This is a genomic window from Sphingomonas sp. 28-62-11 (assembly GCF_002278865.1).
Lineage (GTDB): Bacteria > Pseudomonadota > Alphaproteobacteria > Sphingomonadales > Sphingomonadaceae > Sphingomonas.
This window is the reverse complement of record NZ_NCGB01000008.1, coordinates 60,369-85,970: the sequence shown is the minus strand read 5'-3', so window position 1 is coordinate 85,970 and position 25,602 is coordinate 60,369. Positions and strand designations below refer to the sequence as shown.

Below are 25,602 nucleotides of genomic sequence, written 5' to 3'. Positions count from 1 at the left end.
AATTGCTAACGGTTTGGGGCAAATATCTGACCGAGCGGCTGGGGCCGCCCGAAGGCCGGCGGATCTGGTTCGATCACGGTGACCAGACGCTCGATGGTTTCTACGGCCCCTGGCAATCAGCAATCGACGCCAAGCTAATCAGCATCGGCTGGCAGCCCGGCCGCGACATGTCGACCCGGCTCTATCAGGGCGCTGCCCATGAAGAAGGCGCATGGGCGGCGCGGCTGGACGATGTGTTCGGCTGGCTGCTGGGTGCGCGCGAATGAGCTTGCCCCCGATCAACCCGGCACCGGCCCATATCGGCGACACCGACAGTGGCATCGACCTGCCCGATCTGCGGCTGTTCGTCTTCGCGCTGTTCTTCATCTTCGGCGGCATCACCAGCCTGAACGATGTGATCATCCCGAAGCTGAAGGAGCTTTTCACGCTCAGCTATGCGCAGGCGCTGCTGGTGCAGACGGCGTTTTTCGCTGCCTATTTCGTATTTTCGATTCCAGCCGCGGCGGTCGTGCGTCGCTTCGGTTATATGCGCACCGCCGCGATCGGGCTGCTGACGATGACGGGCGGGTGCCTGATGTTCATTCCCGCATCGCAATCAGGCGCGTTCTGGATGTTCCTGCTTGCCCTGTTCGTGCTCGCGGCCGGGATCACCACGGTGCAGGTCGTCGCCAATCCGCTGATCTCGTTGCTCGGCAACCCGCGCACCGCGCATAGCCGGTTGACCTTCGCGCAAGGCTTCAACTCGCTGGGGACAACGGTGTTTCCCTATGTCGGATCGGTGCTGATCCTCGGCAGCCTCGCCACGGTCGATGCCTCAACACTGAGCGGCGCAGCGCTCGATGCGTATCGCACGGCCGAAACACGGGTCGTCGTTTATACCTATTTGGGGCTTGCCGCCGCGCTGATGGTGGTTGCCGCTGTCGTGTGGAGCCGTCGCAACCGCCTGACCGAGGCACCTGCCGATCCGGGGAGCATTTTGCGCGCGTTCGATCTGCTGCAGCGGCCACGCTTCGGCTTGGGGGCGGCGTGTATCTTTCTCTATGTCGGCGCTGAAGTGGCGATCGGCTCGCTGATCGTAAATTATCTGATGCTGCCCGAAACCCTTGGTCTGCCCGAACAGGCCGCGGGCAAGCATGTGCCGCTATACTGGGGCGGAGCGTTGATTGGCCGGTTCATCGGCGCCTATCTGTTGCGGCTGATATCACCGGGCAAGATACTCGCCGGCGTGGCGGTTGGATCAATCACGCTGATCCTCATTTCGGCCAACAGTACCGGCGCCGTGTCAGCCTGGTCGCTGCTCGCCATCGGCTTGATGAACTCGATCATGTTCCCGACGATCTTCTCGCTCGCTAGCGAAGGCCTTGGCAAGCGTGCTGCCGAGGGATCAGGCGTCATCGCGATGGCGATCGTGGGCGGGGCGATCATCCCGCCGCTGACCGGGCTGATTGCCGATGGCAGCAGCCTGCAATTCGCGCTGATCCTGCCCGCCGTCTGTTATGCCGTGATTGCGGGTTACGGAGTCTATGCGCGGCGACCGGCGGTCATTTCGGCTTAGGCGCTGGCGCGGCAACTGCCCGCACCAGCCGAAAACCGACATGGTTCGATCCCAGCCCGCCTTCCTGAAACTGGCGCGCCGAAGGGCGATAGCGCGCACAGTAATTCGCGGCGCACAAATATGACCCGCCCTTGATGACATGACTCCCGGCATCACCGCTCGCAGGATCGCTGGTCCATTCCCAGACATTGCCAATCATGTCGTAAAGTCCGAACACATTGGGCTTGAAACACCCGACCGGCGCGCGCGAGCGGAACCCATCTAGCCCCAAATCGCGACGCGGAAACACGCCTTGATAGTAATTGGCCTGCGGCGTCCCGCCCGCGTCGATCGGCTCGGGCAGTGCCGCCTGCCCGGCCCGCGCGGCATATTCCCACTGCGCCTCGGTCGGCAGCGCCTTGCCGACCCAGCGGGCATAGGCCTGCGCATCCTCATAAGCGATTTGCACCACCGGATCGCGCCCATGCCCGCTGATCGTTTCGCCTAGGCCCGACGGATGCCGCCACTGGGCACCCACCACCCAGCGCCACCAGCGCTGATCACTATCGTCGGGCACGCTAAACACCGCCGATCCTGGCTTCTGCATGTCCGGTGGTGCACCGGGCTGCGACGGCGGCATGCGCTCCGCCATCGTCCGGTACCCCGTCGCCGTGACGAAGCGGGCGAAATCGGCGTTGGTGACTTCGTGCACATCGATCGCAAAAGGCGCGACATGCACGCGGCGCGGTGGCCCTTCCTCAGGGTATCGCGGATCAGCGCCCATGATGAAATCACCACCGGGCAGCTGCACCATGGATGCGCCCGTCAGCGGTGCACAGGTTCGGCTTGCTACTCGCTCAACTCCGCTACAGCCAGACAACAACGATAGCGCCAAAATCGGCAAGAGTCGCGGCACGTTCGATCCTGTCTCCGGTAGCGGTTGCGCCAATCTCGGGCCCAGTGTGTCCGTGTTGCAGGGCAAGTTCAAGCCGATCGTCCGCAAAAGAAACGGCCGGGAAGGAGGATACCCCTTCCCGGCCGTCTGCTCCCTCCGAGCTTGTTGGTTAGAAGCCGATCCGCAAGTTCAGCGAAATCCGCTGTTCGCGCTGATGCTGCGACAGGCGCGCTTCGCCCTGCAGACCAAGCCGGACATTGCTGGTTGGCCGTACATCGATACCGGCACTGACCAGCCCGGTCACCGGCGCGAGCCGTGCACCGGTGATCGAGAAGGTGCCCGTGCCGATCGGTCAGCACTGGCCCAAGGATTGGCGGTTAGAAGCGGATGCTCACCGACGCGCGCCCGCCATGATCGCCCCATTGCTTCGACGTGTTGGCAAAGCCCCCGACCCCGAACCGGATACCCGATGTCGTCGCGAGATCGAAGCCGATGTCGATATCCAGGCTGTCGCGGCCCAGCCGGCTGCCGGCCACCAGGAAGCTTGGGCCAGCCCCGGCAAAGGTAGCCGACCGTACGCCGCCAAGATCATTCCAGCCCCGAACATAGGCAGCGACGATTCGAGGTTCGAACATCAGCCCCGACGTGATCGGTGTGGCACCGCTCATCTTCACGCCGAATGACGCGAAGTTGGTATCGCGACGCTCGCGACCAACCCGCAACGCAGCGGCCCCGCCGGTTTCGGTCAGCGCATCCACGGTGGTCCGCCCATAGGTATAACGAACAAAGGGTGACACCACGACCGGACCCTGGATCACCGCATAAGCGAGCTCCCCGAAAACCTGCGCCGAGGTTGCTTCCGAGCGCGCGTTCAGCGTGCCCGCCAGCCCTGCGGTGGTCAACGTCCGGGTAGTGTCGATGTCATGCCAGGCATAGGTGCCGCCGACCTGTGCCGTTACGCGGGCGTCGATGGGCGCCCAGGCGATGCTGCCGCCCACCAGTTTGGTGGAAATATTGGCCCGGCTGGCCCGGCCGGGAAGCCGGACGTCATCATCGAGATAACCACCGCTTAGGCCGAACCGGAAGCCGTTCGCGGTATAATCGATGCCGCCATACACGCCGGTGCGGTTGCTTTCGATCGACGCCAGGCCAGCCTGGGTGCGTTGATCGGTATAGCTTTGGAGGCCCTGCGCCCACATGCCAAAACCGTCGCCGCTATTCTGGGTACCGCGCGCAAACACGGCATCACGAATGCGGCGGTTGCTGTCGACCAGGACTGAAGACAGCGACGCATGGATTTCACCCGACAATTCGTCGAACGCGCCCTGGGCGCCGGTTGCGGTGAGCATCAGCACCGCATTGTAGATCGGGTCACCCAGCGACCGCCCCTGCACGGCCGTCGCGATTCTGCGTTGATTGTTCGTCACTGCTTGTGAGGCAAAGGTGATGTCGTTGCGCCCCAGGGTCAGGAAGACCGTGTTGGCATTGTACGACAGGAACGGCGTCAGGAAGGCGAGGTTGGAGGTCGCCCCGGCAAAAGTACCGTTGATTCCGCCTTGGGCCGTAAGAATGGTGTAATTGGTCAGCGGAGCATAGTTGCCCGCTGCGGCAATTACCTGGACGGTCGCAGCACCAATCGTTGCGGTGCCGGTGGCGTTGATCCGATCTGCCTGACCCGCCGCATTGGCTTCTATCGCAAAGATTGATCCGCTAGCAAAGGTAACATTGCCGTTCACTGTCTGCGTGCCGATCGAGTTGCCCGGCGCCCAAACGCCGCCACTGCTGATCGTTGTATTGCCGACCGTGCCGGTACCGCCCAGCGTACCGCCCGACGCTACCGTCAACGGAGAAACAATGCTGCCATTGACGGAGAGCGTGCCGCCATTGACTGTCGTTGGGCCTGTGTAGGTATTAGTGCCCGTCAGGTTCAGGTTACCCGTTCCGCTCTTTGTGAAGGACCCGTTGCCAGCCAGCGTGCCGGCGAAGGTTGAATTGGTGTTCTGCGTTGTCGTCAGCGATCCATTGGCAATGTTCACGGTAGCGGTACGACTGCTGCCGGCAATCTCGGCAATGCGTTGCGTGGTGCCTGAAAAGTCGATGGTACCGCTGCCCTGCACGTTGAGCTGGGTCGTGGCCGCCACCGGGGTGGCCAGCTTGATGGAGCCGCCATTCAGCATCGTCGTCCCCGTAAAGGCATAGTTGCTGCCGAAGCTGATCGTGCCTGCGCCTTCCTTCACGAACATGCCCGAGCCCGACAAGGCACCGGCAAATGTGTAGGCGTCCGAACGGTTCACAATCAGCGTGCCGCTGTTCACCAGGCTGCCAGTATAGTTGCCCGTCGTGCCGCCAGTGCCGATCTGGAAGGTACCGTTGTTGATGAATGCCCCGCCCTGGGTGCCGGTTACCAGCACTGTGCTGCCGGCATCGATTATGTTGGAGCCGGTATTCTGCAGGCTGTCGGTACCGGCAAGCATTGCGGTGCCCGTGCCTGTGAATGTAACGCCGCCCGTGCCCGTCACGATCGTCGTGTTGAAAGTCTGCGCGCCCGATGCGCTGCTGCTGCGGATCACCAACGTGCCGTTGGAAACAATGGAGGGGGTGGCGATGCCAGCGATCCCGTTGACGCCATTTGCCAGCTCAAGCGCTCCGCCGCTGCCAATCGTCGCCTGGGCGAACTGGCTGGTCACGCTGCTGGGTGCCGTCCAGTAACCGCTTTGCACCGTCAGATTGTTGAAGCCGGAAAAATTCGCGACGCTCTGGCCGGCACTGGCTGCCGTGCTCGTGCCGATCAGGGTGGCCGTATCCGTGCCGCCGCCGCCGACGATGGCGCCCGTTACCGCAGAGCCGGTGCGCAGAATGACGATGTCGTTGGTCGCGCCAAGCTGCACCGCTGCCGCGCCCGTCGCGCCAATGATCCGGCCGGTATTGTCCAGCGTAGTTTGCCCCGACGCCAGGATCGCGGCACCTGTAGCGCTGCTGATCGACCCCAGGTTGACGATACTGGTGGTACCGCCGACCGTGTTGATACCGTTGGCGCCGCCCTGAATATTGCCGTTTGCGGCAACGTTTACCGTCACAGCACCCGGCGGATCGATGAATAGGCCGGTCCCGCTTGTCGAGCTAAGCGTGCCCGTCACAGTGGCGGAAACTGCGCCGCCGGGCCCGTTAGCGATCAGGCGCACCGCGTCGGCGCCAGCGCCGGTCGCGGTTGCCGAGCCGATCGTAGCCGTAATAGCCCCTGTGGTTGCTTCCGCAAACACGGCATCCGCGCGGGTGACGACGCCCGTCATTCCATTGGTGACGCTCGTCCCGGTCGAAGATGCTTCCGCCACGTTCAAAGTCACGCCGGTGCCGCCAGTGACCGATACGCCAGATCCGCCGTCGCCGCCGCCAGCCGCGCGGGTTGCCCGCACGTCGGCCGCGCCGCCCGCATTGACCAGAATCGCCGTCCCTGCCGATGCTGTGGCAATGCCGCCGCTGACGGTGATCCCGCCAGTCGTGCCAAGCTCGATTGCATTGGTCGTCGCACCCGCCACTGCAGTGTTGGATGCCGTAACCGCGATCGCACCGGTCGAACCGACGACACGGATGCCAGTTGCACCGACCCCCATCGTCGAAATCGCGTTGCTGGTAATGGTGGTCTCGCCGCCTTGCGGGGTTACGCCGATGCCATAGGATAAGGTGCCGCCGGTCGTGATCGTGCCTAGGTTATTGACCGAGACCGCGCCGCCACCGCCCAGCACGTTGATGCCGATTGAATTCGCGCTCGCCGTCTGGGTCGTGCCCCGCGTCGTCACCGAAACCGGCGCGGCGGCGTTGTTGGGCGAGGTGTTGTACGCGTTGGTTCGTCCGCTGCCCGCTTCGATCCTGACGCCGTCGGCTTGGACACCCTGTGTTGAGATGTTGTTGCTGTCGACCGTGATCGATCCGGCGACGCTGGTGGCGATGATGCCCGCCGAATAACGTGGTTGGGTACCGGCCAGCCGCGTAGTGCCGACCGTATTGATCGTGCCGGTGCTGGTAATCGAGAGCGCCCCTGAATCGGTGATGCCCTGAATGCCATAGGCGCCGTCGCCGATGGTCGTGATCGATCCACTATTGATGGTCAGCGTGCCGGGCAGGGTGGTGCCTGCAACGGTGCTGGTCGGCACCTGCGCGTTGATGCCGATGCGATTGCCCTGGCCGGTCGACGTGATCGTGCCGCTGTTGATGACCAGCGAGGCGCCGTTGGCGGTGATCGCCGCCGTGTTCGCCGCGACCATCCCATTCACGTTGATCGTGCCGCTGTTGATCGTGGTCAGCCCGCGCCGCGGTGCGCCGGTCGCGTTACCAGCCTCGATGCCGATACCGCCGGTGTTGATCGTGCCGCTGATCACATTGACGTCGATGCCGAATGCTTGGATCGCGCTGGCGCTGCCGTTCGTCACGGTCCCGCTGTTGACATTGATCGTCGCGCGCGGGCCAAAGGCATTGATACCGATATTGGTGGCGGTCAGGTTGGTGCTGGTCACGTTGACGACGCCTTCGGCGGTGCCGACAGTGCTGGTATTGGCGATCAGCCCGAAGTCCGCGCCGGTCGATACCAAAGTGCCGCTGTTGACGGTGACATTGTCGAGACCCTGCGCAAAGATGCCGCGGTTCGCCGATGTCAGGTTAGTCGAATTCACGGTCGCAAGACCGCCGGTCGAAATCGCGATAAGTCCGGTTACGCCTGCGCCGGTGGTCTGGACCGTGCCGCCAGTTACCGAAACCGCACCGACGCTACGCGCGTCGACCGCTGCGCCGCCAGTTACCGCATCAGCGACACTGACGGTAATCGGCCCGGTGAAGCCATTGCTGCTCAGATTGATGCCGGTGGATGTAGCTCTGACGATCCCTGCGGCGACGTTGATCGGCCCGGTCGCACCCGATGTCGGCTGGACAATGATGGCCGAGGCCGCCGTGCCGGTCGCCCGCACATCGCTGGCGTTGATGGTCACGGCACCACCGGCGTTGAACGCCCAGATGCCGTTCGCATTGGCGCCGCTGACGGCGATCGGGCCGCTGGCGATCGAAATCGCGCCGGTGTTGGTATTGGCAGCGGGGTTGAAATAGATGCCATGCGACGATGCGCCGGTGGTCGTGATCGAACCCGTTCCAGTGATCGTCGCGGCTCCCGTAGTGCTGGTGACGTTGATGCCAAAGGCAGTCTGGCCGGCGGTCACGATCTGTCCGGTGTTGGCGATATTGACCGCTCCCGAACCGGCGTTGACCTGCACCCCGTTGGCATTGATGCCGCTCGTCTGCAGTCGGCCCGTCGTGCTGATCGTTACCGCGCCGGTGATCGTGCCGGTGCCAACACCGGCGACGCGGATGCCGGTCGAGCCGGCCCCGGTCGTGGTAACCGCTCCGCTCGTGATCGCGGTCGCGCCCGCGCCGTTTGGCGTGACGTAAATGCCGAATGCATTGGTGCCGGCGGTCGATATCGCACCGCTGATCACGGTAGCGGAGGTAAAGTTTAGGCCATTCGCGCCGCTGTTGAAACTGCCGGTACGACCACCGCCCACTACGATCCCAAATCCACCGTTGGTACCGCTGTTCACGACCGAGGTGCTGCGGATGATGATGTCGGAGCCGGCCTGAACCGTTATGGCATCGGAATTCTGCGTCACGCGCACCGTGCCACTCGTGATGTCGACCGTTCCGCCGCTTTGCCCTAGCGCTTGAATGCCGGCCTGGTTGTTACCCAGCGCTTCGGTTGTGCCGGCGTTAATCACGACGCCACCCAGCGTGCTGTTCGCGAAAATCGCCGCGCCGCTGGTTCCGGCGGCATTGCTGTTCGTCGCTGTTCCGCTGTTGATGACAACGCGAAAGCCCTGACCAACAATGGCGTTGAGCGACGCACCGGTGCCGCTCGCGACGGCATTCGTGCTGTTGACGGTGGTCACGGGGCCGGTCGTCGCGCCAATTATTCCGAGGTCCGAGCTTGCGAAGATTCCGCCCCGTGCTCCGATCGCGCTGTTGGACGTCACCGTGACATTGCCGGTCCTGCCGAGGACGCTGATGGCGCGGCTGGCATTGTTCGTGTCCGAGCGGACGGTCCCGCTGTTAACCACCGTGACCGTACCACTGGTGGCGCGCGCTTCGATCCCATTCGTCTGGCCCGTGCCGCTGGCGGTGACGTTGGCCGCCTTGACACTGACGTTACCAGAACCGGTATTGTTAGCGAAAATACCCGTCCCGGTCGGGTTGCTGACGCTGTTATCCACGTTGATAGTGCCGACATCGATGTCGATGTCCCCACCGGCGGCGGACACCTCGACCGTGCGCGGGCCGCCCGAGCGGGTGCCGGCTTCGGTCAACGAATAGCCATTGGGGTTGTTGAGCGAGGAGATATTCTGGCCGTGAGCCGGTGCGATGATGACCAGCGTCGACCCAAGAGTAGTGCCGAGCATGGCGAGGCCGCGGAAATAGGGATTGCGCGAGAACGCAGTGTTGCCGCGGACATTCTTGTTGTTGGTCAATTCGATGATCATTATCGGCCCCACGTGTTGGTATTCGCATTAAGGTTTTTCAGCGCCCAAAAAACACTGATAAATACTCGCGTTGCCTTACGTTAAGACTCGCCAAACGGCATTGAACCGCCGTTCTGGTTTCTTGTAGGATCGTGTCGGGTGAATTGGTTCCCGTACCAATTTGGGGCGATGATGGCGTCATCCCACGGGCATTCGCTTGCGCCACCGCGCGACGCCTTATTCCGGTGTGATGTCAGCCAAACTATCGGCGACCAGCACGCGGTAATCGCGCGGCGACATCCCAAATCGAACGCGGAAGGCCCGGCTCAGGTGCGGCGCATCGCTGAACCCCAGTCGGTGCGCGATGTTGCCGATCGGCTCGGCACGATCGAGATCGGCCAGCGCAGCACGCGCTCGCTCAAGCCGCTGGCGCGCGATGAAATTGTGGATTCCGCCCTCCTCGTGGAAAGCGGCAAACAATCGCGCCCGCGATACCCCCAGTGCCCGGCACAAATCGGCAATGGTGATCTTGCCATCACCAAGGCGGCGGTCAATTTCCTCGCCAGCACGTTGCAGCAGCAGCTTTTCGGAGGTGACGTGCGGCAACGCTTTCGGTCGCACCTCGGCAAGCGCGATCGCGGCAAGCTCCAGAAACACCCTGCCCAACCGCTCAGCCGACATGATGTCCAGCCGGGGCAAGGCGCGGCGGGTCGACTCGGCATGGCCAAACAGCATTTCGGCTGCGGCCGCCGGGACGACAAGCCCATGGAGGTCATGCAGCGGACCAAATGCCTGCTGGGCCACCGGGCGCGATATGATGATCGAATAGGTCGTGCTGGCGCTCGATACGTGCAGCGACGGTCGACCGAGATCGTGAAAATGCAGCGTACCCGACGGCTCGTAAAAGGGCCGGCCATCCATGTCGCCCTGCGCGAGCCCATCGACCATCAGGTTGATGATGATCGGATCGAATTCGGATGATCGGATATCCTGCTGGCGGCGTTCCCAGCGCATCCCGGTGATTTCTGTATAAACAAACATCACCTCGCCAAGCTGCGCCGATTCCCAACGGGTGTTGAAAGGCTCACTCGGTTCGGTGCGATATACCTGCTCACGGCGCGGCCACTCGCGCAACAGCCAGGTACTGTAACGATCTTCAGGGACCAGATCATCCGTTGAATAGCGCAGCACCGGGATCGATTGACCATCGGTGGGATCGATCGATGGATTGTCGGCTTTAAACATTATCCCGCCAAGCCCGGCTCATCGGGCGGCGGGGCTTGGCGGGCAGGGCTGCGCTGCCACCATGAGGACCTACATCGTGCCGGCGCGTTCGAGGCTGGAACGCCGTCAGCGCGCGGATTACGGCATCGACATCGACAACCCGCCAATGCGGAACGACAAACTCATACGCTACACTCATACTCAATCCGAACCCCTCCACACGCGATACCGACGCGCAAAAACGTTGACCATCCTGAAGGCCTTAGGGGAAAAATTGACCCGGTCCATTTGCAAGATGGCACGGCAGGTTCACCCCGAGACGCCAAGATGAGCGCGGCTTGGATGCCCATACGGTACTAAGGCCCCGGCTGTGCCATGATCGGCACCTTCCAGACAGATCAACCAGCGAAACGGTTTGGAGTTCCACCGCGGCCATCGCCTCAACCAATGACACTCCGATGCGCCAGCAATCTCGCAATCTGCGATTGAGCCCCACGATGATTGCGCTTATTCTGCTGCTGCCTGCGTGACTGGCGATCGGGTGGAGCACCACCGGGGAGCGCGTGGCAGCGCCGCCGCATCGCCTGGGCATCCCACCACATTGATGGAGGTCCGCATGCCCGAATTTTCACCCCTGCACGTCTCGTTCCTGCTGTTCCCTAACGTTACCCAGCTCGATCTGACCGGCCCCGCGCAGGTGCTCTCCCGCCTTGGCAATACGACGATCGATCTGGTTTCGCGTGATCTGGCCCCCGTGGCGACCGATGCCGGTTTCGCGCTGATGCCCACCGCCACCTTTGCCGATGCCCGCCAGCCCGATATCCTGTGCATCCCCGGCGGCTTTGGCACTGCCGATGTGATCGAGGACGAAGCGACGCTTGCCTGGGTACGGCAAGCGGCAGCGGGGGCGACCTGGGTGACGAGCGTGTGCACCGGATCGCTGATCCTGGGCGCGGCGGGGCTGCTGACGGGGTACCGGGCGACGACCCATTGGGCCTCGCATCACATGCTCGCGCGCTTCGGGGCGATCCCGGTGCAGGAGCGGATCGTGTTCGATCGCAACCGCGTCAGCGGCGGCGGGGTGACGGCGGGCATCGATTTCGCACTGGCGCTGACGGCTGCGATCCGGGGGGAAGACCATGCCCGGCTGGTGCAGCTGAGCCTCGAATATGATCCCGCGCCGCCCTTTGACGCGGGCTCCCCGACCGGGGCCGGACCGGAAATCCTGGCCCGTTACAAGGCAATGGTCGCCACATTACGTGCCGACAGCGACCAGCGCATGGCCGCCGCCGCGGCCCGGTTGAATGCAGCTCGACCCGATCAGGCGTGAGGCTTCAGCCCCTTCAGTTTATGACGGACATACCAGACGACAGCGACCACAATGACCACGCCGATCACCAGATCGGCACTGTGGAACGCCGCCTTCATCCAGGGGCTGTTGTTCCACTGATCGCCCAACACCATGCCAACATAGGCAAGGCCAAAGCACCACGGCCATGATCCGACAAAGGTATAGATGTGGAAGCGGCCAAGCGGCATCCGCGCCACACCGGCAGGGAACGCAATGAACGATCGGATCACCGGCAACAGCCGCCCTATCAATACCGCCATGTCACCATGGCGTTCAAAAAAGCGATCGGCGGCGTCGATCTCGCCAGGGCCGATCAGCACATATTTGCCCCAGCGCAAGAACGCCGGGCGCCCGCCGCGCTTGCCGATTTCATAAGCCGGGATCGAGCCAAGATTGCACCCGATCGCCCCCGCAGTCGCCGCCAGATACAAGTTAAACTGCCCGGTCGAGACCAGATAGCCGGCAAACGGCATGATGATCTCTGACGGCAACGGAATGCATGCTGATTCGATTGCCATCAGCAGTACGATGCCAAGATAGCCGCCGCTGGAAATCACCCAGATCGTGAAGCCTGCGAGGATGCCAAGAATATGTTCAACCATGGCGCTGCGATTGCGCGAAGGTTGCGCGGATTGGAAGCCCTTTCTGCGCTGTTCAATTCGCAACCGGGTGATCAGGCACGCGTCGCACCGCCATCACCAGCGCAATCGCGATTCCCCCGGCGAGCACGACATAAAGCGCCAACCCCATCCAGGGCGACCAGCCCCAGAACTGGCCAGGCACGTCGCGGAAATAACCGTTGGCGACATTCTCGACCAGGATCGGCCGCCAGAGCGGAAACGGCGCGTTATCTGGGGCCGTGATCTCGGTCGCGCTGATCATCAGGTTGATCGCAATCGAGAGATCGCCGCTATGGCCATTGTCGCCATCGGTTGACCGCCGGGAGATCGAAACAGCCGCATCAGGCCCAGCGGCGCAACCGCCAAAACCGGTGCCACCCAGATCAGCCCGCGCCGCGGCCCGAACAGCAGCTCGAACAGAACCGGCAGCTTGGGATAGGTGAGGCCGAAAAAGCCCTGCTGCATCCCATCGAACCCGACCACGCCCGAATAGCCGAACCTGATCGGCACCCCGAACGCGATGAGATTATACGCAATCATTGGCAGCCCCGCGACGATCCCGCCGGCGAACAGTGCAGCCACCATGGCCAATTGTTGCGACCTAGGGAGCGTACGAAGCCGCCAAAGCGCCCATAGCCCGATCGCGGACCCGGCCAGCACCGCCTGAAATTCCACGACGACCGACCAGCCAAGCGCGAGACCGGCAAGCGCGACCATTTCCCGTCGCGGGGCACCGTGTGTCGCGCGCCACACCGCCCAAATCGCGATCACGTATAGCGCCGCCACCGATGCATGGCCAAAGATCGTCGTCGACCAGCCCCAGACGGGACTGCCCAAACCATAAGCTGTAGCGGCGACAAGCCCGGCAACCGCGCTGCCAGTGATCCCCCGCGCCAGCGACCATAACACCACCGCTGCCAGCGCCGTGAGCAACCCGGAGCTGGTCGCCGCCGCCAGCCGCAACCGCAGCGTCATGAACGCGCCGAGCGCTGGATCGTCGATTGCTTTCTTGAGCGACGCGGATGTTTCCCCAGTGACGGCATTAGCCAGCGCAACCATGGGCACTGCCATCAACGTCATGCCAGGCGCCTTGTCCGCATAAACATGCGCGCCAAATTGCGCTTTATCGATCGTCAGCGGCGCAAACTCGTCGATCGTCGCGTCGCCCTGTTCGACCAGTGATATTGCGGCGAATAGCCGGGTAGAGTTGTTGGGGTTAAGCTCCCAAGATCCAAACCAAAGGCAGGAAAGCCATATCAGCGCAAACAGCAGAATCGGGACCGCGTGGCGGTGGTTCAGCCACGCATTCGGCATCAGCTGAACAGAAACTGCCCCAGCATCCGGTTGAACGGAAAGGTGAAGAACCCGGCGATCAGCAGCGCCCCGAAAACCATCCCGCGCACCGAACCACGATGCTGATCAACGCGGTGGGTGCGTGCGCTCCACCAGATCAGTGGCACCTGCAGCAATGTCCAGGCCGATAGAATGTGAATAACACTGAAGCCGCCATCATTCGCCTCGCGGATCGTAAACGAAATCAACGCCGTCAGGATCATCGCGCTTACCCAGATCGTGCCAATTATCCGGTGCGGACGATCCCCCCGACGGCGCAGCAGCATCACTGGCGTAAGCGCGAGTGCGACGATCATCGTGCCCAAATGACCCCAAAGGTTGAGCGATATTCGACCCCAATAGGGCTGGCCCTTCGCGAGTGCGACGACCACGCATACCAGCAAGATCGAGGCCCCCACCGCCAAAAACTTCTCGAACCCATCGGGCGCGCGGGATTTTACCTTTGGTGTCTTGGTTGCCGTTATCGTCGCCATTCTTGTTCCCCCCGGAACGCGCCTTCGCGCAACAAATCGACGCGGCTACTTGGGTCCGTCGGCGGCCTGTGCTGCCTTTCGGGCCCTGTTTTCACGCCGCGCTGCTTCGAACTGCTGGCTCGCACATCCCGATGCGCCGCCAAGGCCCTCTGTCGAACAACTGCCAATGCCGCTGCGGCCAACCTCCGCCACAGTCTGGCTGCCGCGAAGCGCCCAGCTTTCATATTCGGGCTTCATCGTTTCGGGGCGAAGCTCCTTGGGAATACGGAACTGCTCATCGGGGCTGCGCCGAACACAGACGGTAATCTCATTGCCATCGGTATCCGTGGGGCATTTCTGCGTCGCGCTGTACAGATAGGTGACGCCGTTCACCGGCGCCTCTGGCGCTTCGCCGATCGGTTTGGGTTTTGGCTGCTCCATGATTGTTGGCGGCGGGCGCTGGGCACTCGCGGCAGCCGGGATCAGCATCGCGGCGATCCCCGCCAGCATCACTTTGGTCACCATCGCATCGTCTCCCTTGCTACGCACATACTACGCGCCAACTGGCCATCCGGTCTCAAATTCGTTTAGCGGTCGCAATCGCCAGCCGACATCCAAGCCGGATCGCGCCGGCCATTAACGGGTAAGCGGGGGCACTCTCGGCACCGCTTGCAAGAGCGGTTTCGCGGTGCTCGACCTCATCGGCCTGAAAATCGGCGATCGCAGACGACAGGGCAGGATCACTGTCACCGAGCTGCGCCAGTTGTTCGCTGTAATGATTGTCGATCTCTGTCTCGACAGCGACGGTACATGCCATCGCCGCCTCTGGCCCCATCGCTGCAGTTACCGCGCCCAACGCGAACCCTGCCACGTCCCAGATCGGCTGGAATAGCGTGGGGCGCACGCCGCGTTCTGCCATCATCTTGTCGAAGAATATCCGGTGGCGTTCTTCCTGCACGGCCATACCGGCAATCTTGCGCGCGATCGGCCCACGATCCCCCATCACCGCAAGCTGCCCGGCATAAATTCGGCTCGCGCCATATTCACCCGCCTGGTTGACGCGAATCATTGCGTCGGTGCGGCGTTTTGCATCACCTGGCTTCCAATGGGTCACGCTGTTTTCCTCCTGAGTAGCAACGCCAATATGGTTAGCCCGCCCCCGATCGAAAAGACCGCGTTGAACCCGGCCAGCGATATCCCCATCAGCGTCCATTGTGGTAAGTCACAGGCGACCACGGGCGCGTTCAGCACGCGGGCCAGCATGTCGGCTGCGCTCCCCCCGCCGCTACTCGGTGCAACGGAACATGCAGTGATACCCGGCCACCAGTGATATTCGACGCCTGCATGGAATACGCCGATCGCACCGCTCGTCAGGATCGCCAGCGCCGCCAGCGCGACCAGCACCCGCTGCATCCCCATCGCCGGCATCACAAATGCCAGCACCGCCAGCCCGATTGCGGCATAGTGCGGCCAGCGCTGCCAGTGGCACATTTCGCATGGGATCAGCCCACCGAATAACTGTGAACCAAGCGCGCCGGCCATCAGCGCTGCGGGTAACAATAGCGCCCCCCAGCGTGCGAGGCGAAAGGACGCGTCGGGCATGGCGATCAGTTCGGCTTGGGCGCCGGCGTTTCAGGATCGGCGGGTTGCGGGCTCGGTGTACCCAGCTTCGCGATTGCCGCGACTTGCTGCGCACCGCCCAGACGGGCGATCGTCTGGAGCGCATAATAGAGCTGGAAATCGTCGATCTTGCGCTTTTTCAGATCATCGGGCGTCGCCGCGAAGCGAGGGTCGGCCTTGGTATCTTCTTCCAGCACCTTGTTGTCGACCTTGGCCTCGTTGATCAGATGGCGGCGCAGATCGTCCTCGCGGAACACCGGCCGGGTCTTGTAATCGGGATCACTAATCTGCGGGACGACCAGATCGGGGTCGATTCCGCCTTCCTGCACCGATCGCCCCGACGGCGTGAAATAGCGCGCCGTCGTGAGCCGCACCTCGGTTTTCGGCCCCAGCTTCAGCAGCGACTGGACCGAACCCTTGCCGAAGCTGCGCTCCCCGATCACCAGACCGCGGTGATGATCCTGCAGCGCGCCGGCGACGATTTCAGAGGCCGACGCGGTGCCCGAATTGACGAGCACGACCACCGGCAAGCCGTTGGTGGCATCGCCCGGTCGCGCGAAATAGCGCTGGATGTCGTCTTTCTCCCGCCCGCGCTGCGATACGATTTCGCCGTGATCGAGGAAGGCATCGGAAACGTTGATCGCCTCGTTCAGTAGCCCGCCGCCATTGTCGCGCAGATCGATCACATAACCGAGCGGATCATGGCCAAGCTTCTTCTTGATCTGGGCAATCGCATCGCGCGTATAGTCGCCGGTATTGTCAGAGAAGGTGTTGATGTTGATGATGCCGATCTCACCCTTCACATCCCATTTTACCGGCTTCTGAACGATGATTTCGCGTACCAGCGAGATATCAATGGGCTTGTCGCGGCCCCGGCGCACCAGCGTCAGCGAAATCCGCGTACCGGGCTTGCCGCGCATCTCGCTGATCGCCTCATCAAGCGTCAGGCCATAGAGTAATTTGCCGTTCAGCCGCGTGATATAGTCACCGGCCTTGATCCCCGCACGAAAAGCCGGCGTATCTTCCTGCGGGGCGATCACCTTGACCGCACCATCCTCCTGCGTGACGGACAAGCCAAGGCCGCCATAATTGCCCTCGGTCTGGATGCGCAGATTCTCGAAATCGACCCCGTCGGCAAACGAGCTATGCGGATCGAGCGCGGCAAGCATCCCGTCGATCGCGCCCTTCACCAGCACCTTGTTGTCGACCGGATCGACATAATTGGCGCGGATCAGATTATAGACATCCATGAACTGATCGAGCTCACGATAGGTATCGGTATCGACCTGCGCCATGGCCCCGGTGGTGACGGGCACCAGCGCCAGCGCGGCGACAATTGCGGTAGCCTGAAGCAGGGGACGAGCCATGGACGCAGCACTTTCAAAACGAAGCAAAGACCGATTGGGAGCACTGTAGCGGCAAATCCGCCTCAATCAAAGCTGATGAAAGCCCAACGCACCTGAACCCGAGATTGACGGAATCAGCCCAGCAGTCGTGTCATATCAATCGCGCGATCCTTGCGGCGCAGTTCGATCGTGATGCGCGGCTCCTCTACGGTGGCGGCCCGGCCGATCGGCGTCCCCTGCGCCACCCGTTCGCCTACCGCGACTGAAGCCGTGCCCAGATTGGCGATCAGCGATGTCCAGCCGCCGCCATGATCGATGATCACCACGGTACCGTAATCGCGGAAGCGCCGTGCAAATACGATCCGTCCGGCGGCGGGCGCAATCACCTGAGCGCCCGATGCAGTCGCCATGGTCAGCCCGCGCGACCGGACGCCTGCTTCGGAAATCTCTCCCAAGCCCGTCACCACCCGGCCATCGACCGGCAGGCGGTAAGGCGGCGCATCGCGTGACCAGGCCGTGGTGTCGATCGGCGACGGCACTTCCCCGGGCCTGGGCGGGCGCGGCAATGGCCCAGGTAGTGCCTCCAGCGCAGCACGGGTTTCGGCCTGATTGCCGAGTTGGTCCATCAAATCGACGATATCGCGCGCACGTTCGCCCAGCGCAATTGCCCGATCCGATTCGAACAGCGCATCGCGGCCAAGCGCGCGCGATTTCAGCCGATGTTCGGCCTCTAGCCGGGTGAGCACCAGCCGTTCGGCTTCGAGCCGCGTTCGGCTTTCACCCAGCGACGCGACCGCCAGCGCCGCTCCCGCCTGCAATCGCCGCGTGCGCGCCAAATCAGCGCGCACATCGGCGGTTCTCGCCTGTACCTGTGGGATCACGCTGCCCAGTACTGCGCGCACATGGACCAGATCGTTCACCGATCCCGGTTGCACCAGGCTGATCACCACCGGCCGTCGCGCGAGCGATTGCAGCGCCGCCATCAGCCGGACGATCGGCCCCTGTTTTTCGGCCAACCGCGCGCGCTGCTGATCGAGCAGGCGGCGGATGATGGTGATCCTTGCCTGCGCTGCCGCAATGTCAGCCTCTGCACGCTGGATTCGCGCCGCAACGACAGCCTCCTGTGCGCGCGCCTTACGAGCCTCATCGCGCTCGGCAGCCGCTGCTGCTTCGAGCTTGTCTGCCCGTGCCTGCGCGGCGGCGGATTGCGCCTTGGCCTCAACCAGCCGATCACGATCGGCCTTCATCCCCCGCCCCGGCGATTGCGCCGACAGCGCGCCTGCAACGACAAGGGCCGACAAGCTCAGGACAAGAGTGATGCGCCGCATGGGCGCTATCCTTCGCGGTGATAAGGATGGTTGGCAAGGATGCTTGTGGCGCGCCACAATTGTTCGGCAAGCATCGTGCGCGCCAGAAGGTGTGGCCACGTCGCACGGCCGAACGACAGCAACAGATCGGCCTGCGTGCGCGATGCATCGTCAAAGCCATCCGCGGCGCCGATCAGGAAACGCGCCTCGCGCACGCCGTCATCGCGCCAGCGCCCAAGCCGATCGGCAAAGGCCATCGACCCGAGCATCTCGCCGGTCTCATCAAGCATCACCGTCCGCATCTGCAGTTCCGGTGGCGGCAAGCGCCCGCCCGTATCCGGCAGCTCGGTGATCTTCACCGGCCAGGCGAGCCGCTTCACATAGCGCGCAACCAGATCGGCTTCAGGACCCCGCCCGATCCGGCCCCGCGCAACGATGTGAAGCAGCAAGTCGGATCAATCTTCCAGTGTGTCGTCTGCGGCCGGATCGGGATCGGGCACGGCAACCGGCGCATCGCCGAAGGCCCACATCCGTTCCAGGTTATAGAAGCTGCGCACCTCCGGTCGGAACAGGTGGATGATGACGTCGCCGGCATCGATCAGCACCCAATCCGCTGTCGGTAGCCCTTCAATCCGCGCGCTTCGGCCGAATTCGGCCTTGATCTTCTCGGTCAGCTTGTGCGCCATCGACGCGACTTGCCGGGTCGATCGACCGCTCGCGATCACCATGTGATCAGCGATGCTGCTTTTGCCGGCAAGCGGGATCGAGACGGTTTCCACCGCCTGATCATCGTCCAGCGACGAAAGCACGAGTTGATGCAGCGCCTCGACACGGTCCGTGTCGGACGAACGATAGCTGTGCGGAATTGAGGCCAAGGGAGCTCCTAGAATGGCGGCGCATCAGATGCGTCGCCGGGTTGGGTTTCGGAAACGATAGGGTCGGATGGCAGAAAATGACGCTGCCAGGCGGGATCGGCCTTTCGGAGCCGGGTCGCCGACGTCTCATCAGGGCGAAAGCGCAACAGCACAAGTGCCGGCAATCTCCACCTCGTCCAGCTAGATGCCTGATATGCGGGGTGGACGAAGCGCCGCAACCAACCCATCGCGGGGGCCGCGCGGGCGTTCTTCTCATACCCCGGACGCGCGATAACCGCAATCGGAACCTGCCGGGCAATGTCACGCCAGCCGCGCCAGTGATGAAATTGCACCAGATTGTCGCTGCCCATCAGCCAGATGAACTGTTTTTTGGGGTAAAGCGCGGTCAGCTTGTGGATTGTATCGACCGTATACCGCGTGCCGAGCCGCTGCTCGATCGCGGAAACGCGGATCGGCGCATGCCGCGCCACCTTCACCGCCGATGCATAGCGCGCGGCAAAGGGCGCCATATCGGCGGCCTTCTCCTTCAACGGATTGCCCGGCGAGACGAGCCACCACACTTCATCCAGATCGAGCGCGACAAGTGCTGCCATGCTGATCGCGCGGTGCCCGCGATGCGCGGGATTGAACGACCCGCCGAGAATGCCGATGCGGGTCATACGAAATTCGTCCAATCTCGAGCAGCGTGAATGAGGCGAACGACCCTCAGGTTACTGCCCTCTACCCGATACAGGATCAAATAGGGCGTTCCGGCCACGCGCCATTTTCGGATCAAGCGATCAGGCAGTAATTCCCCTGCGCCCGGATGAAGCGCGAGAAAGCCGGATGCGGCAATCGCTTTGCGGCCAATCCGGCGAGCGTAATCGGCGTTCAGCGGTCGATAACAATCGTCAATTTCTGTAAGATCTGCGCGCGCTTCACGCGACCACCGAATGGCTCTCATGCAGCATCGGCTGCCCGGTATCGCTCTTCAAACCACGCTTCCATCTGTTCTTGCGTAAAGTAATCACCGCGATCGATGGAGTCTTCGCCCGCCTGCAAAAACGCATCGAACCGAACTTCCTCTTCGACAAAACGCCGTACGGCTTTTCCGATCAGCCAACCGCGCGTGCGTTCACGTTTGACAGCGAGCGCATCGAGCATCTCGAGAAGTTCGGTATCGATACGGCAGGTGATGACGGCAGACGATTTGCTCATCCGATAATTGTATACATACGATTCAATTGTATCAACCCCGCACCTGCCCCGTGCCGCGACCCACCCATTTATACGTCGTTAGCCCTTCAAGCGCCACGGGGCCGCGCGCATGAAGACGGCCAGTGGCAATGCCGATTTCCGCGCCCAGCCCAAACTCGCCGCCATCGGCATATTGGGTCGACGCATTCCATAATACGATCGCGCTATCCACGCCCGCCAGGAAGCGTTCGGCGACCGCCGCATCACCGGCAACAATAGCGTCGGTATGGTGCGATCCGTGCGCGGCGATATGCGCCATCGCGCCGTCCACGCCGTCAACCACGGCGATTGAGGCGATCGCGTCAAGATATTCGGTGTCCCAATCGGCATCGCTGGCAAGGGGGACGCTGGGATCAATCGCGCGAATAGCCTGATCGCCGCGAACCTCGCACCCGGTCGCGCGCAGGCTGGCGATCAAGTCAGCCGCCTCGGGATAGGCCCGGTCGATCAACAATGTCTCCATCGCGCCGCACACCCCGGTGCGGCGCATCTTGGCGTTAATGACGATCGATACCGCCATCGCCGGATCAGCCGACGCATCGACATAGACGTGATTGATGCCATCCAGATGCGCGAGCACCGGCACACGCGCATCGGCCTGAACGCGGGCGACCAGGCTCTTGCCGCCGCGTGGCACAATCATGTCGATCAACCCCGCCGCCGTCAGCATCGCCCCCACCAGCGCGCGATCAGTCGATTCGACCAGCTGGGCGGCGTCCGCCGGCAGACCTGCCGCCGCCAGCCCTTCGACAAAAGCGGCGTGGATCGCCCGGTTGCTGCGGCTCGCCTCGCTGCCGCCGCGCAGGATGACGGCATTGCCGGACATGACACACAATGCCGCCGCATCCGCCGTTACATTGGGGCGGCTTTCATAGATAATCCCGATAACCCCGATCGGTATACGCACGCGGGTGAGCGTAATCCCGCTGGGAGCGCTGGTGCGATCGATCACTTGCCCAACCGGATCGGGCAGATCAGCCACGCCCGCCACGCCCGCCGCCATTGCCGCCACCCGAGCCTCATCAAGGCGCAACCGATCGAGCATCGCCGGTGAAAGGCCTGCCTCGGTGGCGGCGGCCATATCTTCAGCATTGGCAGCGATGATGGCGGGGGCAGCTGCGCGTAACGCCTGCGCGGCACGGCGCAATCCATCCGCGCGCGCTGCGGTCGGCAAGGTTGCCAACATCGCCGATGCCGATCGGGCGAGCGCACCCATCTCGGTGATGGTCATGACAGGATCAGGCACGCTATTGATCATCATCGAACGCTAGCAGCAGCAGGACGACGCGCCAATGTCGCGCCGCACAATTTTGAGTCGCGTGCCTGAAAAGCATTTGATAGCCTTTGGATATGTCAGGGGGAATCGAAGCGGCGGGTGACCTCGCCACCGGGGGGCTCATCGGCCGTGCGTTCGAACCGCACGCCGGCGAATTAGTGCACGGCGCGCATGGATCGGGGCTGTGCCTCAATTGCGGCGCCGCACTGAAGGGCGATTTCTGCCATCAATGCGGCCAGACCGCCCATATCCACCGGACGCTCGCCTCGATCGGCCACGATTTGCTTCACGGCGTCTGGCATTTTGAGGGCAAGATCTGGACGACCTTGCCGATGCTGTTCACCCGGCCTGGCCAGCTGACGCGGCGCTACATCGCTGGCGAGCGCGCGCGGTTCGTGTCCCCGCTGGCGCTGTTTCTGTTCTCGGTATTCCTGATGGTGGCGTCGTTCGAAACGCTTGGCGGGCCGATCGGCGGTGATGGACTCGATGCCAGAAGTAATGGTGAAAAGGTCGAGGTGAGCGCCGAGGGGTTTGAGAAACAGCTCACAAAAACCCAGCTGAAGGAGAAGAAGTTCAACGATCTGCGCAAAGCGTTGATCGCCAAGGGGGACAGCACCAAAAAAATCGATCGCGAAATCAAAGCCCTGCGCCAAGAAATCACGTCGTTGCGCACGGCACGGGACGTACTTCGGGGCAATCCATCGAATTCTTTGGGAAACATCAGCATCAATACAGGCATTCTATCGCTGGATAAGCGGGTTGCCTATGCGTTGAAGGAACCCAAACTGTTCCTCTACAAACTCCAGTCAAGCGCGTATAAATATAGTTGGGCCCTGATCCCGATCTCGATTCCCTTCATCTGGTTGCTATTTCCATTCCGACGAGACGTCGGCCCCTATGATCACGCAATCTTTGCAATTTACTCGATGTCTGCGATGACAATGGGCTGGGTTATGCTCAGCATTTTCAAAGTAATTGGCCTGCCGGGGGGCATGATCATGACGATATTCGTTTTTGGGCCGCCGCTTCATATGTACAAACAGTTACGTGGCACTTACGGCATAGGGCGTTTTGGTGCCCTTTGGCGTACTGTAGCTCTACTAACATTTGCCGTGATCGCGGGCTTTATCTTCTTTTTCGCGATCCTCGGTATTATTTCCTGATTAGCCCTAATGCTGATGAATCCGGCCCCTTACCCCTTACAGGGATAGCGCTTGGTCATGAAGCTGGCGAACGCCACCTTGGTGCTGGTCCGGGCGCGTTGCGATGCCGGGAGCGCGCGGAAGGCGGCGATGATGTCATCGCTGGTCACTTTTGCGGTGCCCTTGGGCGGAGGGCAGCTGCTTGGCTTGCGACCGGCGGCAACTTCGGCGGCCAGACCTGCGCGATAGGCATCGGATGCTTTGCCAATGTCGTCGCGGAGCAAGCCGATATCGGGCGATGCCATAGCCAGCACGCCTTGCGCTTTCAGCGCATCAGTTTTGGCGAGAAATTCGGCCACCGACATCGCGTGCGCCGCGACGGGCATGATCGCGCAGATTGCCGCCAAACCGATGATCATCTTCCGCATTGCAACACTCCCTTTGAGACGGGACGCGCCATAACAACGCTGCCAGCGAAAGGAAACCCGATCAGGGCTTGGCCGGGCACGGATAAAGGGACGCGAGCGCCAGGGCGAATGCCTCATTGAACGGCCCGGCGCGCTGGGCAGGTGTCAAGGCGGCTACACCTTCCATGATCTGCCCAAGGTTGAGCGCCACTTGGCCCGGTGGAGGCAGGCACGCCAGCGGCTTTTTGCCCGCTGCCGCATCGGCATTCAACCGCCCCCGCAACGCGCCGCCAGCCGTCGCCATGTGGTTTCGCAGCTTATCCGCTTCGGGCGACACCTCGGCACCAGGGCCCCGCTCGACGAGCGCACGGGCTTCAGAAAGGAAACTGTCACCGGTTAGCTCCGCCGACGCTGGCGTTGCTGTCTGCGCCGCTACACCCAGCATCAGCGCAACGATCGATGACCGTATCACGCCAGTATCAGGCGCCCTGCGGCGCCGGGTTGCCGAACGGCCCCTTTGGCCGCCGGGTTTTTGGGATCGACGTGCCGCCCGCCGGCAGCGCGCTGGTCTTCGGCCCCGAATCGGCGCGACCGATATCGTCGCCCGCAATCAGCCGCTTGATCTCATCACCCGACAGCGTTTCATATTCGAGCAGCGCCTCGGCGAGGATGTGAAGCTGGTCGATATGCTCGGTCAACAACGTCGTCGCCTTTTCGTGCCCACCATTCACGATCCGCTTGATTTCGGCATCGATCAACTGCGCCGTTTCGTTCGACATCCGCATCGGACGCGCCGACGAATAGCCCAGATAGGTCTCTCCCTCCGGCTCGGCATATTCGAGCGGGCCGAGCGCGTCCGACATGCCCCAGCGGGTCACCATGTCGCGGGCGAGGCCCGAGGCATAGCTGATGTCCGACGAGGCACCCGACGACACCTTGTCATAACCGAAGATCAGTTCTTCAGCGACGCGGCCACCCATTGAGACGGCAAGGTTCGCGTACATCTTGTCACGGTGATAGCTGTAGCTGTCACGTTCCGGCAGGCGCATCACCATACCCAGCGCGCGACCGCGCGGGATGATCGTCGCCTTGTGGATCGGGTCTGAAGCGGGTTCATGCAGCGCGACGATCGCGTGACCGGCTTCGTGATAGGCGGTCATCCGCTTTTCATCATCGGTCATCACCATCGAGCGCCGTTCGGCCCCCATCATTACCTTGTCCTTGGCTTCCTCGAACTCGGCATTAGCGACGAGACGCTTGCCCTTGCGGGCGGCGGTCAGCGCGGCTTCGTTGACAAGGTTGGCGAGGTCAGCACCCGAGAAGCCGGGCGTGCCGCGCGCGATGGTGCGCGGATCGACGTCCGGCGCCAACGGCACCTTCTTCATATGGACCTGAAGGATCTTGATCCGGCCTTCAATATCGGGGCGCGGCACCACGACTTGGCGATCGAAGCGACCCGGCCGCAGCAGGGCGGGATCGAGCACATCGGGACGGTTGGTTGCGGCGATGATGATGATGCCTTCATTGGCCTCAAAACCATCCATTTCGACCAACAGCTGGTTGAGCGTCTGTTCGCGCTCGTCATTGCCATTGCCCAGGCCCGCACCACGGTGGCGACCGACCGCATCGATTTCATCGATGAAGACGATGCACGGCGCGGACTTCTTGGCCTGTTCGAACATGTCGCGCACTCGGCTCGCACCGACGCCGACGAACATCTCGACGAAGTCGGAGCCGGAAATGGTGAAGAACGGCACACCCGCCTCCCCCGCAATCGCGCGGGCGAGCAGGGTCTTGCCGGTACCGGGCGAGCCCATCAGCAGCGCGCCCTTGGGAATCTTGCCGCCGAGCCGCGCAAACTTGGTCGGATCCTTCAGGAACTCGACGATCTCCTGCAGTTCCTCACGCGCCTCGTCGATTCCGGCAACATCATCAAAGGTGACCTTGCCTTCCTTCTGGGTCAGCATCCGTGCACGCGATTTGCCAAAGCCCATCGCGCCCGAACCCGAATTCTTCTGCATCTGGCGCAGCACGAAAAAGGCGATGCCCAGGAACAGCACGAATGGCAGCGACTGGACGAGGATATATTGCCAGATCGACGGCCCTTCTTCAGGGCGGGCGTTGATGATGACGCCCTTTTCGATCAGCCGGTCGGTCAGACGCGGATCGGCGGGGGCAAAGGTGCGGAACTTGTCACCGCTGGTGGTGGTGCCGGTAACGACTTCACCGGCGATGTTGACCTCGCGAACAGACCCCTCGCTCACCTTTGACAGGAAGGCCGAATAGGAAAGGGCATTGCTGGTGGCGGCGGTGCGCGATCCGCTTTCGAACATCGTGACGAACAGCGCCAGGGCAACCAAAATGCCCAGCCAGATCATCAGATTCTTCATCCAGGGATTGCCGTTCCCGCCATTATCGGGGCCCTGCTGTCTGTCATTATCATTCATCGTCGCGTGCCGCCTTTCCGAGT

Annotated in this window: 25 protein-coding genes, 1 pseudogene and 1 riboswitch; of the genes and pseudogenes, 4 read left to right on the top strand and 22 right to left on the bottom strand. The window is 62.5% G+C overall.

Annotated features, from left to right (window positions below; genetic code table 11):
• Positions 1 to 266 (top strand): annotated as a pseudogene (locus tag B7Y49_RS04030) (hypothetical protein); the annotation flags it as partial.
• Complete coding sequence (locus B7Y49_RS04025; protein ID WP_374126285.1) at positions 263 to 1,555, top strand: sugar MFS transporter; 1,293 nt, start codon at positions 263 to 265, stop codon at positions 1,553 to 1,555. The pseudogene B7Y49_RS04030 and the gene B7Y49_RS04025, both read left to right, overlap by 4 nt.
• Here the strand turns inward: B7Y49_RS04025 and B7Y49_RS04020 are convergent.
• From B7Y49_RS04020 to B7Y49_RS04005, 4 genes are all read right to left on the bottom strand, one after another.
• Entirely contained in the window at positions 1,542 to 2,348 is an 807-nt protein-coding gene (locus B7Y49_RS04020; protein ID WP_374126284.1) for a formylglycine-generating enzyme family protein, read from the bottom strand. The two genes, B7Y49_RS04025 and B7Y49_RS04020, sit on opposite strands and share 14 nt — an antisense overlap.
• 250 nt (positions 2,349 to 2,598) lie before the next feature.
• Entirely contained in the window at positions 2,599 to 2,733 is a 135-nt protein-coding gene (locus tag B7Y49_RS04015; RefSeq protein WP_374126283.1) for a hypothetical protein, read from the bottom strand.
• A 73-nt stretch (positions 2,734 to 2,806) separates the two neighbouring features.
• On the bottom strand, positions 2,807 to 8,944 hold the full coding sequence (locus B7Y49_RS04010; RefSeq protein WP_374126282.1) for an autotransporter-associated beta strand repeat-containing protein: 6,138 nt from the start codon (positions 8,942 to 8,944) through the stop codon (positions 2,807 to 2,809).
• Positions 8,945 to 9,160: 216 nt separating this feature from the next.
• Entirely contained in the window at positions 9,161 to 10,168 is a 1,008-nt protein-coding gene (locus B7Y49_RS04005; protein ID WP_374126281.1) for an AraC family transcriptional regulator, read from the bottom strand.
• A 495-nt stretch (positions 10,169 to 10,663) separates the two neighbouring features.
• Positions 10,664 to 10,744, top strand: a riboswitch (ZMP/ZTP riboswitch).
• Positions 10,745 to 10,763: 19 nt separating this feature from the next.
• Here B7Y49_RS04005 and B7Y49_RS04000 point away from each other — a divergent pair.
• Positions 10,764 to 11,477 carry a DJ-1/PfpI family protein gene (locus B7Y49_RS04000; protein ID WP_374126280.1) on the top strand — a complete coding sequence of 238 codons (714 nt, stop codon included), beginning with the start codon at positions 10,764 to 10,766 and terminating at the stop codon, positions 11,475 to 11,477.
• Here B7Y49_RS04000 and B7Y49_RS03995 read toward each other — a convergent pair.
• The 15 genes from B7Y49_RS03995 to B7Y49_RS03925 form a co-directional block, all read right to left on the bottom strand.
• Complete coding sequence (locus tag B7Y49_RS03995; RefSeq protein WP_374126279.1) at positions 11,468 to 12,100, bottom strand: DedA family protein; 633 nt, start codon at positions 12,098 to 12,100, stop codon at positions 11,468 to 11,470. The genes B7Y49_RS04000 and B7Y49_RS03995 overlap by 10 nt on opposite strands.
• 52 nt (positions 12,101 to 12,152) lie before the next feature.
• Positions 12,153 to 12,380, bottom strand: coding sequence for a hypothetical protein (locus B7Y49_RS03990; protein ID WP_374126278.1), 228 nt, complete (start codon positions 12,378 to 12,380; stop codon positions 12,153 to 12,155).
• A complete protein-coding gene (locus tag B7Y49_RS03985; protein WP_374126277.1) occupies positions 12,380 to 13,432 on the bottom strand; it encodes a hypothetical protein in 1,053 nt (350 codons plus the stop codon). Before B7Y49_RS03985 ends, B7Y49_RS03990 begins: the two co-directional genes overlap by 1 nt.
• Positions 13,432 to 13,944, bottom strand: a complete 513-nt coding sequence (locus tag B7Y49_RS03980) for a DUF2306 domain-containing protein (protein WP_374126276.1) — start codon at positions 13,942 to 13,944, stop codon at positions 13,432 to 13,434. Before B7Y49_RS03980 ends, B7Y49_RS03985 begins: the two co-directional genes overlap by 1 nt.
• A gap of 45 nt (positions 13,945 to 13,989) precedes the next feature.
• Positions 13,990 to 14,472 carry a hypothetical protein gene (locus tag B7Y49_RS03975; protein WP_374126275.1) on the bottom strand — a complete coding sequence of 161 codons (483 nt, stop codon included), beginning with the start codon at positions 14,470 to 14,472 and terminating at the stop codon, positions 13,990 to 13,992.
• Positions 14,473 to 14,500: 28 nt separating this feature from the next.
• Entirely contained in the window at positions 14,501 to 14,992 is a 492-nt protein-coding gene (locus B7Y49_RS03970; protein ID WP_374126274.1) for a demethoxyubiquinone hydroxylase family protein, read from the bottom strand.
• A 41-nt stretch (positions 14,993 to 15,033) separates the two neighbouring features.
• Positions 15,034 to 15,525, bottom strand: a complete 492-nt coding sequence (locus B7Y49_RS03965; protein ID WP_374126273.1) for a disulfide bond formation protein B — start codon at positions 15,523 to 15,525, stop codon at positions 15,034 to 15,036.
• Between the two features lie 5 nt (positions 15,526 to 15,530).
• Entirely contained in the window at positions 15,531 to 16,910 is a 1,380-nt protein-coding gene (locus B7Y49_RS03960) for a S41 family peptidase (protein ID WP_374126272.1), read from the bottom strand.
• Positions 16,911 to 17,023: 113 nt separating this feature from the next.
• Positions 17,024 to 18,217: a murein hydrolase activator EnvC gene (locus B7Y49_RS03955; RefSeq protein ID WP_374126271.1), complete on the bottom strand. Its 1,194-nt coding sequence runs from the start codon at positions 18,215 to 18,217 to the stop codon at positions 17,024 to 17,026.
• 5 nt (positions 18,218 to 18,222) lie between these two features.
• Positions 18,223 to 18,645: a 23S rRNA (pseudouridine(1915)-N(3))-methyltransferase RlmH gene (locus B7Y49_RS03950; RefSeq protein WP_374126270.1), complete on the bottom strand. Its 423-nt coding sequence runs from the start codon at positions 18,643 to 18,645 to the stop codon at positions 18,223 to 18,225.
• A 6-nt stretch (positions 18,646 to 18,651) separates the two neighbouring features.
• The gene (rsfS, locus tag B7Y49_RS03945; RefSeq protein WP_374126269.1) at positions 18,652 to 19,071 is read right to left on the bottom strand and encodes an RsfS/YbeB/iojap family protein; all 420 of its coding nucleotides are present in this window, start codon (positions 19,069 to 19,071) and stop codon (positions 18,652 to 18,654) included.
• A gap of 8 nt (positions 19,072 to 19,079) precedes the next feature.
• A complete protein-coding gene (locus tag B7Y49_RS03940; RefSeq protein ID WP_374126268.1) occupies positions 19,080 to 19,730 on the bottom strand; it encodes a nicotinate-nucleotide adenylyltransferase in 651 nt (216 codons plus the stop codon).
• Entirely contained in the window at positions 19,727 to 20,014 is a 288-nt protein-coding gene (locus B7Y49_RS03935) for a type II toxin-antitoxin system RelE/ParE family toxin (RefSeq protein ID WP_374126267.1), read from the bottom strand. The genes B7Y49_RS03940 and B7Y49_RS03935 overlap by 4 nt, the downstream gene beginning before the upstream one ends.
• Complete coding sequence (locus B7Y49_RS03930) at positions 20,011 to 20,268, bottom strand: CopG family ribbon-helix-helix protein (RefSeq protein WP_374126266.1); 258 nt, start codon at positions 20,266 to 20,268, stop codon at positions 20,011 to 20,013. The genes B7Y49_RS03935 and B7Y49_RS03930 overlap by 4 nt, the downstream gene beginning before the upstream one ends.
• 31 nt (positions 20,269 to 20,299) lie before the next feature.
• Positions 20,300 to 21,565 carry a glutamate-5-semialdehyde dehydrogenase gene (locus tag B7Y49_RS03925; RefSeq protein WP_374126265.1) on the bottom strand — a complete coding sequence of 422 codons (1,266 nt, stop codon included), beginning with the start codon at positions 21,563 to 21,565 and terminating at the stop codon, positions 20,300 to 20,302.
• A 92-nt stretch (positions 21,566 to 21,657) separates the two neighbouring features.
• Between B7Y49_RS03925 and B7Y49_RS03920 the strand changes: the two genes are divergently transcribed.
• Entirely contained in the window at positions 21,658 to 22,746 is a 1,089-nt protein-coding gene (locus B7Y49_RS03920) for a DUF3667 domain-containing protein (RefSeq protein ID WP_374126264.1), read from the top strand.
• A 29-nt stretch (positions 22,747 to 22,775) separates the two neighbouring features.
• Here B7Y49_RS03920 and B7Y49_RS03915 read toward each other — a convergent pair whose 3' ends face one another.
• The 3 genes from B7Y49_RS03915 to ftsH all read right to left on the bottom strand — a co-directional run bounded on the left by B7Y49_RS03915 (position 22,776) and on the right by ftsH (position 25,579).
• Positions 22,776 to 23,153 (bottom strand): hypothetical protein, encoded by a 378-nt coding sequence (locus tag B7Y49_RS03915; RefSeq protein ID WP_374126263.1) that lies wholly within the window; start codon positions 23,151 to 23,153, stop codon positions 22,776 to 22,778.
• Positions 23,154 to 23,214: 61 nt separating this feature from the next.
• The gene (locus B7Y49_RS03910; RefSeq protein WP_374126262.1) at positions 23,215 to 23,604 is read right to left on the bottom strand and encodes a hypothetical protein; all 390 of its coding nucleotides are present in this window, start codon (positions 23,602 to 23,604) and stop codon (positions 23,215 to 23,217) included.
• Between the two features lie 7 nt (positions 23,605 to 23,611).
• On the bottom strand, positions 23,612 to 25,579 hold the full coding sequence (ftsH, locus tag B7Y49_RS03905; protein ID WP_374126261.1) for an ATP-dependent metallopeptidase FtsH/Yme1/Tma family protein: 1,968 nt from the start codon (positions 25,577 to 25,579) through the stop codon (positions 23,612 to 23,614).
• Positions 25,580 to 25,602: the final 23 nt, after the last annotated feature.

Excerpts from the sequence above, each read along its gene's own strand:
- B7Y49_RS04025 (WP_374126285.1), top strand. The coding sequence starts at position 263 with ATGAGCTTGCCCCCGATCAACCCGGCACCGGCCCATATCGGCGACACC.
- B7Y49_RS04020 (WP_374126284.1), bottom strand. The coding sequence starts at position 2,348 with ATGGTGCAGCTGCCCGGTGGTGATTTCATCATGGGCGCTGATCCGCGA.
- B7Y49_RS04010 (WP_374126282.1), bottom strand. The coding sequence starts at position 8,944 with ATGATCATCGAATTGACCAACAACAAGAATGTCCGCGGCAACACTGCG.
- B7Y49_RS04005 (WP_374126281.1), bottom strand. The coding sequence starts at position 10,168 with ATGTTTAAAGCCGACAATCCATCGATCGATCCCACCGATGGTCAATCG.
- B7Y49_RS04000 (WP_374126280.1), top strand. The coding sequence starts at position 10,764 with ATGCCCGAATTTTCACCCCTGCACGTCTCGTTCCTGCTGTTCCCTAAC.
- B7Y49_RS03995 (WP_374126279.1), bottom strand. The coding sequence starts at position 12,100 with ATGGTTGAACATATTCTTGGCATCCTCGCAGGCTTCACGATCTGGGTG.
- B7Y49_RS03990 (WP_374126278.1), bottom strand. The coding sequence starts at position 12,380 with ATGATCAGCGCGACCGAGATCACGGCCCCAGATAACGCGCCGTTTCCG.
- B7Y49_RS03985 (WP_374126277.1), bottom strand. The coding sequence starts at position 13,432 with ATGCCGAATGCGTGGCTGAACCACCGCCACGCGGTCCCGATTCTGCTG.
- B7Y49_RS03980 (WP_374126276.1), bottom strand. The coding sequence starts at position 13,944 with ATGGCGACGATAACGGCAACCAAGACACCAAAGGTAAAATCCCGCGCG.
- B7Y49_RS03970 (WP_374126274.1), bottom strand. The coding sequence starts at position 14,992 with ATGATTCGCGTCAACCAGGCGGGTGAATATGGCGCGAGCCGAATTTAT.
- B7Y49_RS03965 (WP_374126273.1), bottom strand. The coding sequence starts at position 15,525 with ATGCCCGACGCGTCCTTTCGCCTCGCACGCTGGGGGGCGCTATTGTTA.
- B7Y49_RS03960 (WP_374126272.1), bottom strand. The coding sequence starts at position 16,910 with ATGGCTCGTCCCCTGCTTCAGGCTACCGCAATTGTCGCCGCGCTGGCG.
- B7Y49_RS03955 (WP_374126271.1), bottom strand. The coding sequence starts at position 18,217 with ATGCGGCGCATCACTCTTGTCCTGAGCTTGTCGGCCCTTGTCGTTGCA.
- B7Y49_RS03940 (WP_374126268.1), bottom strand. The coding sequence starts at position 19,730 with ATGACCCGCATCGGCATTCTCGGCGGGTCGTTCAATCCCGCGCATCGC.
- B7Y49_RS03935 (WP_374126267.1), bottom strand. The coding sequence starts at position 20,014 with ATGAGAGCCATTCGGTGGTCGCGTGAAGCGCGCGCAGATCTTACAGAA.
- B7Y49_RS03930 (WP_374126266.1), bottom strand. The coding sequence starts at position 20,268 with ATGAGCAAATCGTCTGCCGTCATCACCTGCCGTATCGATACCGAACTT.
- B7Y49_RS03925 (WP_374126265.1), bottom strand. The coding sequence starts at position 21,565 with ATGATCAATAGCGTGCCTGATCCTGTCATGACCATCACCGAGATGGGT.
- B7Y49_RS03920 (WP_374126264.1), top strand. The coding sequence starts at position 21,658 with ATGTCAGGGGGAATCGAAGCGGCGGGTGACCTCGCCACCGGGGGGCTC.
- B7Y49_RS03915 (WP_374126263.1), bottom strand. The coding sequence starts at position 23,153 with ATGCGGAAGATGATCATCGGTTTGGCGGCAATCTGCGCGATCATGCCC.
- ftsH (WP_374126261.1), bottom strand. The coding sequence starts at position 25,579 with ATGAATGATAATGACAGACAGCAGGGCCCCGATAATGGCGGGAACGGC.